At 70.8% G+C, this 15,357-nt stretch carries 16 protein-coding genes; 6 read left to right on the forward strand and 10 right to left on the reverse strand.

The genetic code is table 11. From position 1 onward, the window contains the following. The first annotated feature begins 53 nt into the window (after window positions 1-53). The 4 genes from ABZ342_RS14715 to pucD are packed head-to-tail and all read left to right on the forward strand — an operon-like array spanning window position 54 to window position 4,979. A complete protein-coding gene (locus ABZ342_RS14715) occupies window positions 54-917 on the forward strand; it encodes a xanthine dehydrogenase family protein subunit M (RefSeq protein ID WP_360472930.1) in 864 nt (287 codons plus the stop codon). Continuing rightward, on the forward strand, window positions 908-1,390 hold the full coding sequence (locus ABZ342_RS14720) for a (2Fe-2S)-binding protein (protein WP_360472933.1): 483 nt from the start codon (window positions 908-910) through the stop codon (window positions 1,388-1,390). The genes ABZ342_RS14715 and ABZ342_RS14720 overlap by 10 nt, the downstream gene beginning before the upstream one ends. Continuing rightward, complete coding sequence (locus ABZ342_RS14725) at window positions 1,387-2,727, forward strand: 8-oxoguanine deaminase (RefSeq protein ID WP_360472936.1); 1,341 nt, start codon at window positions 1,387-1,389, stop codon at window positions 2,725-2,727. Before ABZ342_RS14720 ends, ABZ342_RS14725 begins: the two co-directional genes overlap by 4 nt. After that, window positions 2,724-4,979, forward strand: a complete 2,256-nt coding sequence (gene pucD, locus ABZ342_RS14730) for a xanthine dehydrogenase subunit D (protein WP_360472938.1) — start codon at window positions 2,724-2,726, stop codon at window positions 4,977-4,979. Before ABZ342_RS14725 ends, pucD begins: the two co-directional genes overlap by 4 nt. Here pucD and ABZ342_RS14735 read toward each other — a convergent pair. The 6 genes from ABZ342_RS14735 to ABZ342_RS14760 form a co-directional block, all read right to left on the reverse strand. Beyond that, window positions 4,972-6,546, reverse strand: a complete 1,575-nt coding sequence (locus ABZ342_RS14735) for an alpha-galactosidase (RefSeq protein WP_360472941.1) — start codon at window positions 6,544-6,546, stop codon at window positions 4,972-4,974. The genes pucD and ABZ342_RS14735 overlap by 8 nt on opposite strands. A 112-nt stretch (window positions 6,547-6,658) precedes the next feature. Continuing rightward, a complete protein-coding gene (locus ABZ342_RS14740; protein ID WP_155547286.1) occupies window positions 6,659-7,219 on the reverse strand; it encodes a TetR/AcrR family transcriptional regulator in 561 nt (186 codons plus the stop codon). A 231-nt stretch (window positions 7,220-7,450) separates the two neighbouring features. Further along, window positions 7,451-8,332 (reverse strand): factor-independent urate hydroxylase, encoded by an 882-nt coding sequence (gene pucL / locus ABZ342_RS14745; protein WP_360472944.1) that lies wholly within the window; start codon window positions 8,330-8,332, stop codon window positions 7,451-7,453. Between the two features lie 3 nt (window positions 8,333-8,335). Next, window positions 8,336-8,653, reverse strand: coding sequence for a hydroxyisourate hydrolase (uraH, locus tag ABZ342_RS14750; RefSeq protein ID WP_360472947.1), 318 nt, complete (start codon window positions 8,651-8,653; stop codon window positions 8,336-8,338). Continuing rightward, entirely contained in the window at window positions 8,650-9,129 is a 480-nt protein-coding gene (gene uraD / locus ABZ342_RS14755; RefSeq protein WP_360472950.1) for a 2-oxo-4-hydroxy-4-carboxy-5-ureidoimidazoline decarboxylase, read from the reverse strand. Before uraD ends, uraH begins: the two co-directional genes overlap by 4 nt. 79 nt (window positions 9,130-9,208) lie before the next feature. After that, window positions 9,209-9,718, reverse strand: coding sequence for a helix-turn-helix domain-containing protein (locus ABZ342_RS14760; RefSeq protein WP_360472953.1), 510 nt, complete (start codon window positions 9,716-9,718; stop codon window positions 9,209-9,211). A 220-nt stretch (window positions 9,719-9,938) separates the two neighbouring features. On the opposite strand from ABZ342_RS14760, the gene allB reads away from it, so the two are divergent. Together allB and alc are read left to right on the forward strand one after the other, a co-directional pair. After that, complete coding sequence (gene allB / locus ABZ342_RS14765; protein WP_360472955.1) at window positions 9,939-11,267, forward strand: allantoinase AllB; 1,329 nt, start codon at window positions 9,939-9,941, stop codon at window positions 11,265-11,267. A gap of 1 nt (window position 11,268) precedes the next feature. After that, the gene (alc, locus tag ABZ342_RS14770) at window positions 11,269-12,291 is read left to right on the forward strand and encodes an allantoicase (RefSeq protein ID WP_155545294.1); all 1,023 of its coding nucleotides are present in this window, start codon (window positions 11,269-11,271) and stop codon (window positions 12,289-12,291) included. An 81-nt stretch (window positions 12,292-12,372) separates the two neighbouring features. Here the strand turns inward: alc and ABZ342_RS14775 are convergent, their stop codons facing one another. From ABZ342_RS14775 to ABZ342_RS14790, 4 genes are all read right to left on the reverse strand, one after another. After that, a complete protein-coding gene (locus ABZ342_RS14775; protein WP_196425520.1) occupies window positions 12,373-12,546 on the reverse strand; it encodes a hypothetical protein in 174 nt (57 codons plus the stop codon). 134 nt (window positions 12,547-12,680) lie between these two features. Next, entirely contained in the window at window positions 12,681-13,436 is a 756-nt protein-coding gene (locus ABZ342_RS14780; protein ID WP_360472959.1) for an MBL fold metallo-hydrolase, read from the reverse strand. A gap of 36 nt (window positions 13,437-13,472) precedes the next feature. Continuing rightward, window positions 13,473-13,949, reverse strand: a complete 477-nt coding sequence (locus tag ABZ342_RS14785) for a CoA-binding protein (protein ID WP_360472962.1) — start codon at window positions 13,947-13,949, stop codon at window positions 13,473-13,475. Next, window positions 13,946-15,232, reverse strand: a complete 1,287-nt coding sequence (locus ABZ342_RS14790) for an O-acetylhomoserine aminocarboxypropyltransferase/cysteine synthase family protein (protein WP_360472964.1) — start codon at window positions 15,230-15,232, stop codon at window positions 13,946-13,948. The genes ABZ342_RS14785 and ABZ342_RS14790 overlap by 4 nt, the downstream gene beginning before the upstream one ends. Window positions 15,233-15,357: the final 125 nt, after the last annotated feature.

A 15,357-nucleotide genomic window follows, 5' to 3' on the forward strand; every position in this document is an offset into this window, starting at 1 on the left:
CCCACCCCCGGTCCGGCGTCTACTGGTCTATCGCCCTTCACGAAGGAGCAAGAGTGGAGTTCCTGCGTCCCGCGACGCTCGCCGAGGCACTGGCCCTCAAGGCCGAGCGGCCCGGCGCCGTGCCGATCGCCGGCGGCACCGACGTCATGGTCGAGCTGAACTTCGACCACCGGCGTCCCGAGGCCCTGCTCGACCTGACCCGCGTGGCCGAGCTGACTAAGTGGTCTACATCGGACGGCACCGTCCGGCTCGGCGCGGGAGTCCCGTACAGCCGCGTCATCGCTGAACTGGGTGAATCCGTCCCGGCGCTGGCCATGGCGTCACGCACGGTCGGGTCGCCCCAGATCCGCAACCGCGGCACGGTCGGCGGCAACCTCGGCGCGGCGTCACCCGCCGGGGACACCCACCCGGTGCTGCTGGCCCTGGACGCGCGAGTCGAGGTGGCCTCCGTCCGGGGGACCCGGGTCCTCCGCGCGGAGGAGTTCTACGTCGGGGTGAAACGCCACGCGCTCGAGCCGGACGAGCTGATCACCGCCGTCCACCTGCCCGCGCACGCCGGGCCGCAGCAGTTCGCCAAGGTCGGGACGCGCAACGCCATGGTCATCGCGGTCTGCTCGTTTGCACTGGCCCTGCGCGACGGCCAGGTCGGTGCCGCGATCGGATCCGCCGCGCCGACCCCACGCCACGCCCGTGACGCCGAGGCGTTCCTCGCCGCGGAACTGCCGTGGGGCTCGTCCGAGCCGCTGACGGACTCGCTGAAGCGCCGCTTCGGCGAGCTGGTCGCCGAAGCGGCGTCGCCGATCGACGACGTCCGCGGCAGCGCCGCGTATCGGAAGCACGCGTTGGGGGTACTAGCCCGGCGTACGTTGACTTGGGCCTGGGACGAACACCGGACGGGGGAGCGCGCATGCGCCTGAATGTCGAGATCAACGGCGAGCAACGGCAGGCGGACGACGTCTGGGAAGGGGAAAGCCTGCTCTACGTGCTGCGGGAGCGGCTCGGCCTGCCGGGCTCGAAGAACGCCTGTGAGCAGGGCGAATGCGGGTCCTGCACGGTCTACCTCGACAGCGTCCCGGTGTGCGCCTGCCTGGTCGCGGCCGGGCAGGCCGAGGGACGCGCGGTGCGCACGGTCGAGGGGCTGGCCGACGGCGACACGCTCGACCCCGTCCAGCAGTCCTTTGTGGACGCCGGTGCGGTCCAGTGCGGGTTCTGCACGCCCGGCCTGGTCGTCGCCGCGCACGACCTGCTGGACCGCGTGCCCGACCCGAGCGACGAGGAGATCCGCGAAGCCCTGGCCGGCAACCTGTGCCGCTGCACCGGCTACGAGAAGATCCTCGACGCGGTGCGCGCGGTCGCGAAGGGCCCTCTTGGAAAGGACACAGTCGCGTGAGGACGCTCATCTCCGGTGGCGCGGTCGCCACGGTCAGCGGTGAGGAATACGCGAGCGGTCACGTCGTCGTCGAGAACGACCGGATCGCCGAAGTCGGCGAAGGCGTCTACACCGGCGAGTTCGACGAGCGCGTCGACGCCTCGGGCTGCCTGGTCACGCCCGGCCTGATCAACACCCACCACCACCTCTACCAGTGGGCCACCCGCGGGATGGCCGCCGACCACACGCTCTTCGAGTGGCTGGTCGCGCTGTACCCGGTCTGGGGCCGGCTCGACGCGGAGATCACGCACGCCGCGGGCACCGCCGGGATGGCCCGGCTCGCCCTGACCGGGTGCACGACCGTCGCCGACCACCACTACGTCTTCCCCCGCGACGGCGGCGACCAGGTCGCGGCGCTGGCCGCGGCCCGGCAGCGGATCGGCGTCCGGCTGCACGTCGTACGCGGGTCCATGGACCGCGGCGAGTCCGACGGCGGGCTGCCACCGGACAACCTCGTCGAGTCGACCGAAGAAGCGCTGACCGGCACCGAAGCCGCGATCGACCGCTTCCACGACTCCGCTCCGGAAGCCCACCTGCAGATCGCCGCGGGCCCGTGCTCGCCGTTCTCGGTCACCGAGCGGCTGATGTCCGGCGCGGCCGAGCTGGCCCGCCGCAAGGGCGTCCGCCTGCACACGCACCTCGCCGAGACCCTCGACGAGGAGAAGCAGTGCCTCGCCGAGGTCGGCTGCACGCCCGCCGAGTACGCCGACAAGCTGGGCTGGCTCGCGGAAGACGTCTGGCTCGCGCACACCATCCACCTCGCGCCCGAGGCGATCCGCCGCTTCGGCGCGACCGGCACCGGCTCGGCGCACTGCCCGACGTCCAACGGCCGCATCGGCGCCGGCATCGCCCCCGTCCGCGACCTGCTCGACGCGGGCGTGGCGGTCGGCCTCGGCGCCGACGGGGCCGCGTCCAACGAGTCCGGCGGCCTCGGCGAGGAACTGCACCAGGCGTTGCTGCAGGCCCGTCAGCGCGGCGGCCCGCGCGGCCTCACCACGCGTGAGGCGTTGTGGATGGGCACCATGGGCGGCGCCCGCTGCCTGGGCCGGGCCGCCGACCTCGGGTCGATCGAACCCGGCAAGCTCGCCGACCTCGCCGTCTGGGACCTGACCGGCCTGAACTACGCGGGGATCACCGACCCGGTCGCGGCGCTCGTGCTCGGCACGACGCCGCCGGTGCGGCGCCTGTTCGTCGGCGGCAAGGCCGTCGTCGAGGACGGGACTCTGCGCGAGGCGGACGAGGCCGGGATCGCGTCGGAGCTGGCGGCCGCGAGCGCCCGGTTGAGGGAGGGCAGATGACCACCACGGTCAGCACGCAGACGGTCAACGGCGTCGGCACGTCGCCGCAGCGCCCCGACGGCACGGTCAAGGTCCGCGGCGAGTTCGCCTACTCCTCCGACCTGTGGCACGAGGACATGGTGTGGGGCGTGACCCTGCGCAGCCCGCACCCGTACGCGCGGATCACGGCGATCGACATCACCGACGCCCTCACCGTGCCCGGTGTGTACGCGGTGCTGACGCACGAGGACGTCCCCGGCGTCAACCACTACGGCCTGGAGCACTCCGACCAGCCGGTGCTCGCGTCCGACGTCGTGCGCTACCAGGGCGAGCCGGTGGCGCTGGTCGCCGCCGACCACCCGGAGACGGCGCGTCGCGCGATGAAGCGGATCGTCGTTTCCTTCGAAGAGCTTGCTCCGGTGACGGACTCCGAAGCGGCTGTCGCGGGCGAAGGGCCTTCGCTGCACTCCGGGGGCAACGTCGTCCGGCACGTCAAGATCCGCCACGGTGCCCAGGACGTCTCGGCCGACGTCGTCGTCTCGGGCGTCTACGAGGTCGGCATGCAGGACCAGGCGTTCCTCGGCCCGGAGTCCGGGCTCGCGGTGCCGGATACCGAAGGCGGCGTCGACCTGTACGTCGCGACGCAGTGGCTGCACGTCGACCAGCAGCAGATCGTCGCCGCGCTGGGGCTGCCGGCCGAGAAGGTGCGGCTGACCCTCGGTGGCGTCGGCGGGGCGTTCGGCGGTCGCGAGGACCTGTCGATGCAGGTGCACGCGTGCTTGCTGGCCTTGCACACCGGCAAGCCGGTGAAGATGGTCTACAACCGCGAAGAGTCCTTCTACGGCCACGTGCACCGTCACCCGGCGAAGATGTACTACGAGCACGGCGCCACCCGCGACGGCCGTCTCGTGTACGTGCGGACGCGCCTGTACCTCGACGGCGGCGCGTACGCGTCCTCGACGGGCGCGGTCGTCGCGAACGCGGCCACGCTGGGCGTCGGACCGTACAAAGTGGACAGTGTGTCGGTCGACTGCTGGGGCACCTACACGAACAACCCGCCGTGCGGCGCGATGCGCGGGTTCGGCGCGGTGCAGGCCGCCTTCGGGTACGAGTCGCAGATGGACAAGCTCGCCGCGGCCTGCGGGCTGGACCCGGTCGAGATCCGCGTCCGCAACGCGATGAGCGAGGGCGACCTGATGCCGACCGGCCAGGTCGTCGACTCGGCCGCCCCGGTCGCGGAGCTGCTCGGGCTGGTGCGGGACAAGCCGATGCCGCCGGAGCGGCCGTTCGACCTGCGGCACATGCCCGGCGGGGTCTCGAACACGACGCACGGCGAAGGTGTCGTCCGCGGGGTCGGGTACGCCGTCGGGATCAAGAACGTCTGCTTCTCCGAAGGCTTCGACGACTACTCGACGGCCCGCGTGCGCCTGCAGGTCGTCGGCGGCGAACCGGCCGCCACGGTGCACACCGCGGCCTGCGAAGTCGGCCAGGGGCTCGTCACGATCATGCAGCAGATCGTCCGGACCGAGCTGGGCGTCGACCGGGTGACGATCCTGCCGATGGACACCTCGATCGGCAACGGCGGCTCGACGTCGGCGTCACGCCAGACCTACGTCACCGGCGGCGCGGTCCAGGCCGCCTGCGGCGCGGTGCGGTCGCGGCTGCTTTCCCGGTTCGGCCGGAAGGCGCGCATCGTCGGCGGCAAGCTCGTCGCGGAGGACGGTCAGGTGCTCGCCGACCTGGTGGACGTCCTCGGCGACGACGTCTACGACGAGACGACGGAATGGCGGCACCGGCCTACTTCTCCCTTGGATCCGGAGACGGGGCAGGGCACCGCGCACGTGCAGTACGCGTTCGCCGCGCACCGGGCGGTCGTGGACGTCGACACCGAGCTGGGTCTGGTGAAGGTGGTCGCGCTGGACTGCGCCCAGGACGTCGGCAAGGCGCTGAACCCGCAGGCCGTGCTGGGCCAGATCCAGGGCGGTTCGGCGCAGGGGCTCGGGCTCGCGGTGATGGAGGAGATCCAGACCTCCGGCGGGAAGATCCGGAACCCCTCCTTCACCGACTACCTGATCCCGACGGTCCTGGACATGCCGCCGATGAGCATCGACGTCCTGGAGCGCCCGGACCCGCACGCGCCGTACGGCCTGCGCGGGGTGGGGGAGCCGCCGACGATCTCGTCGACCCCGGCGATCGTCGCGGCGATCCGCGCCGCGACCGGGCTCGCGCTCGCGCGCGTCCCGGTGCGGCCGGAGCACCTGACCGCTACTTGAGCTGCCAGTTCTGGTTGGCGTCGTCGTTGCAGCCCCAGAGCTCGAGCTGAGTGCCGTTGACGTTGCCGGCGGGCTTGTCGCCGCCGGTGACGTCGACGCACAGGCCGGTCTGCGTGCCGGTGATCGAGCCGTCGGGGTTCAGCTTGAACTTCTGGTTCGCGCCGCCGTGACAGGTCCAGACGATCAGCTTGGTCCCGGCCGCCGTGCCGCCCTCGTTGGCGTCGAGGCAGAGGCCGTTGGCCTTCAGCTCGCCGGCACTCGTGAACGTCCAGGACTGGTTCGGGCCGCCGTCGCAGTCCCAGATGTCGACCTTGGTGCCGGGCGTGGTGACGTTGCCGTTGATGTCTACGCAGCGCGACGACGACGCGCCCTGCAGCGGCTGGGCGGTGGAGCTGCCGGCGGCACCGGCCTTGACGCGGTAGATGACGGTGCCGTGCGACGGCACGTCCGCGCTGATCGCGCCGGTGCTCGTGGTCTGCTCCTTCGTCCACAGGTTGGTCAGCCGGTAGCTCGACGCGGCGGGCAGCCCGGCCGCGGCGGCCGTCGTCGAGACGGTCTTCGTGGTGCCGTTTTCGTTGAACAGCACGACGGCGACGTCCCCGCCCTGGAGCGGTTTCGTGAGGACGTCGAGGCCGCCGCTCGACGAGATCCGCGTCGCCTGCTTGCCGAGCGGGTCCTGGTCGACGGCGATGACGTCGCCGTTGAGGTAGGTCGAGAAGGTGGCGACGCCGGCGGAGCGGAGGTCGGCGCCCGCGATCAGCGGCGCGGCCATCGCGGCCCAGAGCGTGAAGTGGGCGCGGTCCTCCTGGAAGTCCATGCCGTCGCCGACTTCGAGCATGTCGGGGTCGTTCCAGGCGCCGGGTTTCGCGGCGGAGGCGAGCCCGACGTTCTGGCGGTAGATCGAGTCGATGCTGCCCCAGTTGTTGGTGATGTCACCGGTGGTGCGCCACAGGTTGCCGACGTCCGGCGCCCAGGTCGACGGGCTGAAGTTGCCCCATTCGCAGATGCTGTAGGCGATCGGGCGGCCGGTGGCCTTCAGGGCGTCGCGCATCGCGGAGTAGCGGCGGACGTAGTCCTGCTGGGTTTCCCCGCCGGGGCTGCCGCAGTTGTCGTACTTGAGGTAGTCGACGCCCCAGCTCGCGAAGCTGTTCGCGTCGGTCTGCTCGTGGCCGAGGCTGCCGGGGTAGTGCTGGCAGGTCTCGCTGCCGGCGCTCTCGTAGATCCCGAACTTCATCCCGCGCGCGTGGATGTAGTCGCCGAGGGCCTTGAGGCCGCTGGGGAACTTCCCGGGGTCGGCGACGAGGTGGCCCGTGGCGTCACGGGTCTTGGTCATCCAGCAGTCGTCGAGGTTGACGTAGGTGTAGCCGCGGTCGCGCATCCCGGAGCTGACCATCAGGTCGGTGGTCTGCTTGACCAGGGTTTCGTTGATGTCGCATTCGAACGTGTTCCAGGTGTTCCACCCCATCGGGGGTGTTCGAGCGAGCCCGTTTTCGAGGGCGCGGGCGGGTGTGCTGACGAGGGTCACCGCCGCGAGGGCGGTGGCGAGGACGGCGAGGACTCGGCGCATGGCGGCTCCAACCGGACGGCGTTGTAGGCAGGAGGACTAGACCACTGCGTAGCTTCGATGTCCGTTGCTGCGCGGTCAAGCGCCATGTTGAGTATTCTTGTTGGATTCCCGACTAAAGTTGCGTGTTTTCTTGAAGCAGTCGCCGGGCGACGTCCACGGTCGCGGCTCCGGCGACGGCCATGGCCTCGGTGTCCCGCAGCGAGCGGCAGAGGACGAAGGCGCCTTCGAGGTTGTTGACGGCGGTGATGGTGAGCGTCCGGGCGGCCTCGGTGCCGATGCCGAACTTGGCGAACCGCTCGGTCCCGGCGTCGATCCAGGCGGTGAAGACATCGGCGGTGGCCTGCCGCAGAGGTTCATTGGTGGCGGCGACCTCCAAGGCGACGGTCGCGATCGGGCACCCTTCGACGTAGTCGGTGGCTTCGAGCGTCGCGATCCCGGCGGCGAAGAAGGCCTCGACCCCACTGACCAGATCGGGGGCGGGCGCGATGAAGAGGTCGAAGAGCTGGATGTAGGCGAGGCCGGAGGTCCGGATGACCTCCTGGCCGAGCTGCTCCTTGCCCCCGGGGAAGAAGTGGTAGAGCGACCCGAAGGGAGCATTCGCCTCCGAGACGATCTGCTTCAGCCCGGTACCGCTGTAGCCGTTGCGCCGGAACAGCTCGGCGCCGGCGGCCATGATGCGTTCCTTGGTCCCTGCCACGGGTTCGAGGATACGCGCTCAGTAGAGCGTTCTACCGACTCTGGCGGTTCGTGGGCCGGGGTTGTCCACAGGGGTTCGGGGATGTGGACAAACCAGCGCCGACCACGGCTTTTCCCGGGTTCCGTCGGCCACCCCCGATACACTGGAAGCGGGGCCGGTCCCCCGGAGAGGGTGGGGGCTGCGTTGGGGACGGCGACTGGGCCTCCGCTAGTGGATGTCCCAGGCCGGGCCCGGGTCCTCGGCGTCGTCGCGCAGGATCGTGCCCTCGATCAGGCCGTACGGCCTGTCCGCCGCGTAGAACACTTCGTTGTCGTTCTTCAGACCGAACGGGCTCAGGTCCACCAGGAAGTGGTGCTTGTTCGGCAGCGACAGCCGCACCTCGGCTACCTCCGGCCGCGCCTCCAGTACCGCCGCTCCCATCGCGTAGAGCGTCTGCTGCAGCGAAAGGCTGTGCTTCGTCGCGAACGTCTCGAGCATCAGCCGCCGGATCTCGCGGTGGCTCTCGGCCCAGTCGATGCCCTCGCCCTCGTAGCGCCACTTCGCCGTGACAGCCGTCGCGAGAATCCGGTCGTCGGTCTCGGCGAGCGTCGTGTACTCGTCGCGCGGGAAGCCGTGGAACTCCGAGCCGGTCGACTTGAGCAGGGTCAGGCCGTCGATGCCGGACACCACCCACGCCCGGCCGTTGCGGATCGTCACCGCGGTCGTGCGCCGTTCGTCGCCGGAACGGCTGAACGCGTGGTCGTGCGGCTCGCCGCCGACGGCGATCCGGTCCCAGCCGTGCTCGTCGACCTTGACCCGCGCGCCGGTGATGTTCCCCTGCGTGCCGGTGAAGTGCCGCGCCAGGCGCAGCGCGAAGTCCTCGATCTCGCCGACCGGCGCTTCCTTCGCGAAGGCGTACACGGTGTTCTTCTGCGTGTCGGTCGCGAGCACGCCCGCGTTGTCGCCGGTGAGGTGCGTCGCGGCGAGCTCGCCGCGCAGCGACGTCGAGACGGTGAGGTCCTTCAGGTGGTGCACGGGGCCGTCGCGGCGCACCGTCACCAGGCGGACCTCCGCCTTGCCGTACTGGTTGGGGCCCAGGGTGATGGCCACGGTTCAGCTCCCTCGGTAGGTCGAATAGGCGAACGGGCTGAGCAGGAGCGGCACGTGGTGGTGCGCGGTGCCGTCGGAGATCCGGAAGGTGAGGGTCACCTCCGGGAAGAAGGCGTCCGGCCCCAGGTAGGCGCCGGTGTCGAAGACCAACCGGTAGGCGCCGGGGTCCAGGGTTTCGGGGCCGAGGTCGCGGATGCGGCCGTCGTCGTCGGTGCGACCGTCGGCGATCGGCTTCCCCTCGACGGTTTCGAAGCGGACGGCGATCCCCGGCGCGGGGCGCCCGCTCGCCGTGTCCAGGACGTGGGTGGTCACGAGGCTCACGCGGTCACCGCTTTCGCGAGTCGGAGTTCGGCGATCTTCAGCAGCTCCCGACCGGCGACGGCCAGTTCGGTCGCGGGGTCGTTGTCCAGCCGGCTTTCGAGGATCTTCAACAGCTCTTCCCCGCTGCGGCCGCTCGCGCAGACGAGGTAGACGTGGTCGAACTTGGCTTCGTACTCGGCATTCGCGGCGGCGAAGGCGTCGGCGTTGTCCACACCGGACTGTTCCGAGCGCGACCAGTCGCCCTCGGTGCCTTGCTGCTTCGGCTTTTCCCCGATCCGGGGGTGGGCGGCCATGGCCTGCCGGATTTCGTCGCTGCTTAGGGGCAGCTGGGCGGCAGCTCGCAGCGCATCTCGGCTTTCGTAGGGCCGATGGCCGAGAATCGCGTCCACCCATCGGGGGACGGCGAGGCAGGCGGTCAACGCCGGACGCACGTCATCGGCGTCGGCGGCGTTGAAGTCGGTGAGGGTGAGCGGCACGGGGAACTCCTCGTGAGTGGCGTCCCGCTGACCGTACGTCGGCGCCGGAGTTCCGTCAACATTTTGTTGAAAGCGCTGGTCAGTCCACTTCGCGGTTGAGGTAGTTGTAGACGGTGAACCGCGTGACCCCCAGCGCGTCGGCCACCGACGAGACGGATTTCCGCAGGCCGAAGGCCCCGCGTTCACGCAGCAACCGGACGGCGCGCTGCTTGCCGGGCCGGTCGAGGTCGCCGAGCTTGGCGCCCACTTCGCGTTCGACATCGGCGATGAGCCGGGCGAGGGCGTCGGTCAGTTCGACCGGCGCGGCGCCTCCGGATGCGGGCTTCGCGACGGCAGGCGCGTCGGTCCGCGGATCGACTCGGCGCACCTGCAGGGTGACCTGCGTGGCACCCCCTTCCATCGCCGCCTTCGCGATCGCCGGGAGTGCCTCGAAAAGCTCCTTCGCCTCGCCCCTTGCGAGCGTCCCGAGCGGTCCGAAGTCCGTCTCCAGTCCCGCTTCCGCGGCGGCGTCCCGCGCGGCGAGCGCGTGCTCGGGCGGCGAACCCTCGCCGTGGAACGGTTCGCTCGTGAACTCCGCTTCAAGCCGCACGAGGATGACCGTACTGGGTCACGGGCGCCGATTCGACCGACAGCCACAGCGGAACGGGTGTCGGTGCCGGGCCGTTTCCGCCTGCTTTCGCTCGGATCGGCGACGTGCCGCGTCCGTCGTTGACGAGCGGCGCGCGCCGTGGTTACTGTCGTTGTGCGAAACCGTCTTTCCGTACTGTGAAATCGGCGGTGGTTCATTCCTCCCGGAGAAGGGCTTTCGGATGGAACTTGTGGTGCGCGCGGCCCGGGCTGTCACGGCCGAGGGCGAGGTTCCGGCGACTCTCGGCGTCGACGGCGGCCGGATCGTCGCCGTCGAACCCGGCGGCGCTTCGCTGTCCGGCGACCGCGAAATCGACCTCGGCGACGACGTCGTGCTGCTGCCGGGACTCGTCGACACGCACGTCCACGTCAACGATCCCGGCCGCGCCGAGTGGGAGGGCTTCGAGACGGCGACCCGCGCGGCGGCCGCGGGCGGGGTGACCACGTTCGTGGACATGCCGCTCAACAGCCTGCCGCCGACGGTCGACGTCGCGGCGCTGGAGGTCAAGCGCAAGGCGGCGACCGGACGCGTGCACGTCGACGTCGGCTTCTGGGGCGGCGCGATCCCCGGCAACGTCGGGGATCTGCGTGGCCTGCACGACGCCGGAGTGTTCGGCTTCAAGTGCTTCCTGCTCCACTCGGGCGTCGACGAGTTCCCGCCGCTCGACCCGGCGGGACTCGACGAAGCGTTGCGGGAGCTGAGTTCCTTCGACGCGCTGATGATCGTCCACGCCGAGGACGCGCACGAGATCGACGAAGCACCGGAGCCGCACGGCGGTCGCTATGTCGACTTCCTGCGGTCCCGGCCACGCGCGGCGGAGAACCTCGCGATCACGCACGTCATCGAAGCGGCCCGCCGCAACGACGCCCGCGCGCACATCCTGCACCTGTCCTCGGCGGAGGCTCTGCCGCTGGTCGCTTCGGCGCGCCGCGACGGGGTTGCGCTGACGGCCGAGACCTGCCCGCACTACCTGAGCTTCATCGCGGAGGAGATCCGCGACGGCGCGACGCAGTTCAAGTGCTGCCCGCCGATCCGGGAGGCGGCCAACCGCGAGCTGCTCTGGAGCGGGCTCGCCGACGGCGTGATCGACACCGTCGTCAGCGACCATTCACCGTGCACGCCGGAGCTGAAACGCTTCGACAGCGGCGATTTCGGGCTCGCCTGGGGCGGGATCTCCAGCTTGCAGCTGGGGCTGCCGGCGATCTGGACGCAGGCGCGGCAGCGCGGGTTCGCGCTCACCGACGTCGTCCGCTGGATGGCCGAGCGGACGGCCGCGCAGGCCGGGATGCGCCGCAAGGGCCACCTCGCGGTGGGCTACGACGCCGACTTCTGCGTGTTCGCGCCGGAGGAGGCGTTCGTGGTCGACGTCGCGAAGCTGAAGCACCGCAACCCGGTCAGCGCGTACGACCGGCGGCCGCTCGCCGGCGTCGTGCGCTCGACCTGGTTGCGGGGCACCGAAATCACCGGTGACGAGCCTCGCGGCGCGTTGCTGACCCGGGGGGACTGCTGAGATGGAGGCTGCCTTGTCCGACCGCCCTGACCGTCCTGTGTGGACGGATTTGCCCGACCTCGCGTCACGCCGCTTCGGCGGGACGGTGATGTGGGCGACCGACGAGCTGTTCGCCGAGAAGGAGAACCTGGTCAACCCGTGGACGCCGGCGCACCGCGCCGAGACGTTCGGCCCGAAGGGCCAGGTCTACGACGGCTGGGAGACCCGCCGCCACCGCGAGCCGGGCGACGACCAGGCCGTGGTGAGGCTCGGCCTGGCCGGTACGGTCACCGGCGTCGTCGTCGACACGGCGTTCTTCAAGGGCAACTACCCGCCGTTCGTCTCGGTCGAGGCGGCATCGGTACCGGGCTACCCGTCGGCGGCCGAACTGTCCGAAGCGGACTGGGACGTCCTGGTCGACCGCGCCCCCGCGGCCGGCCACACGGAGAACTTCTACGCGATCAACGGTTCGCGTCGCTACACGCACGTCAGGTTGACCCAGCACCCGGACGGCGGAGTGGCGCGCCTGCGCGTGCACGGCACCCCGATCCCGGACCCGGAACTGCTGGACCTGGACGCGCTCGACCTGGCGGCCCTGGAGAACGGTGCCCTGGTCACCGGCTGCAGCAACAAGTTCTATTCGTCGCCGAACAACGTGCTCTCGCCGGGACTGGCAGCGCACCAGGCCGAGGGCTGGGAGACAGCCCGCCGCCGCGACGACGGCAACGACTGGCTGACGCTGCGCCTGGCGGGCGCGGGCATCGTCCGGTTCGCCGAGCTGGACACGAGCAACCTCAAGGGCAACGCCCCGGGCTGGGCGTCGGTCAGCGGCCGCGACACGTACGGCGAGTGGGTCACGCTGTTGCCGAAGACCCGCCTGCAGCCGGACACCCGCCACCGCTTCGCGCTGAAGGACGGCCCGGAGGTCACGGAGGCCCGCCTGGACATCTACCCGGACGGCGGGCTGGCCCGCCTCCGCCTGTTCGGCCGGCTCACCGAAGCGGGCCGGACGAACGTGAAGGCCCGGTTCGCCAAGACGCGGTGAGGGGTCGCGAGCCCCGTCCGTGGCCGGCGGCTCGCGATCGACCCCTGGCCGGGTCGCGGTCGGCCTGCGGCCGATCCGCGATCAGCCGGCGTTCGGCCGGTTGAGGTAGGCGGAGGCCAGCGACAGGACACAAGCGCAGCCGATGATCGCGCTCACCCACCACTCCAGCCCGGCCACGACGCTCCAGACGAAGGCCGCCGCCGCCAGCACGGCGACGAGGATGTTCCGGAACTGCAGCGGGGTGGGTTTGGCCATGTCACCAGCTTCTCACGGGCGCGAAGGGAAGCCCCGCGCGCCTCGAACTCGCTATTTTCGCGGTCGAGTCAGCAGTCCACCCGCAACCGGACAGACGTCGACCGAACCGACGTCGACCGGCGATGCCTCCGGCGTCAGACCTCCGCGCGCCCGCCAGGCTCGAGCAGCACGAGCCGGTCGGCGAGGTCGGCCGCCTCGAACTCCTTCCGGAGCGCGTCCGGCCCTTCGCTGAAGTGCTGCCAGCCGCGGAAGTGCAGTGGCACCACCTTCGCTGCGCCGAGCACCTTCGCTGCCTCGGCGGCGTTCGCGCTGGTCAACGTGAGCGGAGCGCCGTCGAAGAAGGCCGTCCGTGCCGCGCCGGCGAACAGCACCGCGATGTCGACCCGGAACCGCGACGCGATCTCCCGCACCAGTTCGACCGACGCGTTGTCCCCGCTGACGTACACCGTCGGCAGGCCGTCGCCGCCGAGCACGAACCCGGTGACCTCGCCGGTCGTCGCCTCGGCGCCCTCCGGCCCGTGCAACGCCGGGACCGCGGTCACGGTCAACCGTCCGACCTGAACCTCCTCCCACGGCTCGAGCCCCCGCGCGGTCCCGCCCAGCCGCTCGGCCCCGCTGGGGGTCACCAGAGTCAGCGGCACCGTTCCGAGGTAGGCCCGGCCGCGATCATCCAGGTTGTCGGGATGCTGGTCGTGCGACAGCAACACGGCGTCCACCACACCGACCGCGTCTTCGGTCAGCACCGAGTCCTCGGTTTTGACCAGCACGCGGTTGCCGACCGGGTGGTCGCCGGGTGCGTCGAAGGTCGGGTCGGTGAGCAGCCGGACACCGCCCAGCTCCAGGAGCGCGGTCGGGCCACCGGACAAGGTGATCGCCAGGTTCTCGGTCATACCCGGGCCAACAGCGGGGACGGGTGTCCTCTTCCCCTAGGGTGCCGATTGCCTCCGTGAGCTGATCACGCCGGTGTTGAACCCGGCCAGGTGGAGCCCGCCGGCGAAGCGCGCGTGTTCGATCTTGACGCACCGGTTCATGACGACATCCAGCCCGGCCGCCCGCGCCCGGTCGGCCGCCGGCTCGTGCCAGAGCCCGAGCTGCAGCCACAGCGTCCGCGCGCCGGCGTCGATCACTTCTTCGGCCACCTGCGGCAGGTCATCGTGCTTCCGGAACACGCTGACCAGGTCCGGTTCTCCCGGTACGTCCTTGAGCGAGGCGTACACCGGTTTCCCGAACAACGTGTCCAGCCGCGGGTTCACGAAGTTGACCTCGTAGCGCGTCGACGAGAGCAGGTACGTCGCCACGAAGTAACTGGGCCGCGCCGGGTTCGCGGACGCGCCCACCAGTGTCACCGATTTCGTCCGGTCGAGGATCGCCCGCCGCTCGACGGCTCCCACCGCGTACGTCATCCGGCCACCGCCTTGCCCAGTGCCTGGTCGAGGTCCCAGAGGATGTCGTCGACGTCTTCCAGGCCGATCGACAGCCGGATGAGGTCGGGCCCGACCCCCGCGGCCGCGAGCTGCTCCTCCGACAGCTGCGCGTGCGTGGTCGACGCCGGGTGGATCACGAGGGTCCGCGCGTCCCCGACGTTCGCCAGGTGCGACAGCAGCTCCACCGATTCGACGAACGTCTCACCCGCCGCCCGGCCACCGTCGATGCCGAACGAGAACACCGCGCCCGGCCCGGCGGGCAGGTACTTCTTCGCCAGGTCGTGGTGCGGGTGGGCCGGCAATCCGGCGTAGGACACCCAGGCCACCCGTGGGTCCGCTTCGAGGTACTCGGCGACCGCCCTGGCGTTGGCCACGTGCGCGTCCATCCGCTGCGGGAGCGTCTCGACCCCTTGCAGCAACAGGAAAGCCGAGTGCGGCGACAGGGCCGCGCCGATGTCCCGCAGCTGCTCGGCACGCAGCCGCGTGCAGAACGCGTACTCGCCGAAGTTCTCCCAGTACCTCAGGCCGCCGTAGCTCTCCACGGTCTCGGTCATCCGCGGGAACTTCCCGTTGCCCCAGTCGAACTTCCCGGACTCGACGACGATCCCGCCGAGCGTCGTCCCGTGACCGCCGAGGAACTTCGTCGCCGAGTGCAGCACGATGTCGGCGCCGTGCTCGATCGGGCGGCACAGGTACGGCGTCGCCAGCGTCGCGTCCACCACCAGCGGGATGTCGTGGGAGTGCGCGAGATCCGCCAGTGCCGCGAGGTCGGCGATGCCGCCACCGGGGTTGCCGATCACCTCGGTGTAGAGCAGCCGGGTCCGGTCGGTGATCGCGGCCGCGTAGTCGTCGATGCCGCCGCTGACGAAGGTCGTCTCCACGCCGAACCGCCGGAGCGTGCCGGTCAGCTGGGTCACCGTGCCGCCGTAGAGACCGCTCGCCGACACGATGTGGTCACCCGCCTCGGCGAGCGCGCTGAAGGTGAGGAATTCCGCGGCCTGCCCGCTCGCGGTGGCGACGCCGCCGATGGCGCCCTCGAGGCTGGCGATCCGCTCCTCGAACGCGGCGACGGTCGGGTTCCCGATGCGGCTGTAGATGTTGCCGTACTTCTGCAGCGCGAAGAGGTTCGCCGCGTCGGCGGCGTCCTCGAAGACGAAGCTCGTGGTCTGGTAGATCGGCACGGCCCGCGCGCCGGTCGCCGGATCGGGGGTGCCGCCCGCGTGCAGTGCTCGGGTGCGGAAGCCCCAGGTGCGTTCACTCATCGGTTCTCACCGTAACCGTCCTCCCCATCGGATGGCCACGCCTCCCAGGTGATGGGCGGGACCATTTCGTGCTGCCGAGCGTAGCACGTAATAGGATTCCGTGCGCTACACTCGAAAGCATGAAA

Origin of the sequence: Amycolatopsis sp. NPDC005961 (genome assembly GCF_040629235.1) — a bacterium.
GTDB classification, from domain to species: Bacteria; Actinomycetota; Actinomycetes; order Mycobacteriales; family Pseudonocardiaceae; genus Amycolatopsis; species Amycolatopsis camponoti.

Bases quoted from the DNA above. Each gene is read 5' to 3' on its own strand.
- ABZ342_RS14720 (WP_360472933.1), top strand. From the start codon at position 908: ATGCGCCTGAATGTCGAGATCAACGGCGAGCAACGGCAGGCGGACGAC.
- pucD (WP_360472938.1), top strand. From the start codon at position 2,724: ATGACCACCACGGTCAGCACGCAGACGGTCAACGGCGTCGGCACGTCG.
- ABZ342_RS14735 (WP_360472941.1), bottom strand. From the start codon at position 6,546: ATGCGCCGAGTCCTCGCCGTCCTCGCCACCGCCCTCGCGGCGGTGACC.
- ABZ342_RS14740 (WP_155547286.1), bottom strand. From the start codon at position 7,219: ATGGCCGCCGGCGCCGAGCTGTTCCGGCGCAACGGCTACAGCGGTACC.
- allB (WP_360472955.1), top strand. From the start codon at position 9,939: ATGGAACTTGTGGTGCGCGCGGCCCGGGCTGTCACGGCCGAGGGCGAG.
- alc (WP_155545294.1), top strand. From the start codon at position 11,269: ATGGAGGCTGCCTTGTCCGACCGCCCTGACCGTCCTGTGTGGACGGAT.
- ABZ342_RS14775 (WP_196425520.1), bottom strand. From the start codon at position 12,546: ATGGCCAAACCCACCCCGCTGCAGTTCCGGAACATCCTCGTCGCCGTG.
- ABZ342_RS14780 (WP_360472959.1), bottom strand. From the start codon at position 13,436: ATGACCGAGAACCTGGCGATCACCTTGTCCGGTGGCCCGACCGCGCTC.
- ABZ342_RS14785 (WP_360472962.1), bottom strand. From the start codon at position 13,949: ATGACGTACGCGGTGGGAGCCGTCGAGCGGCGGGCGATCCTCGACCGG.
- ABZ342_RS14790 (WP_360472964.1), bottom strand. From the start codon at position 15,232: ATGAGTGAACGCACCTGGGGCTTCCGCACCCGAGCACTGCACGCGGGC.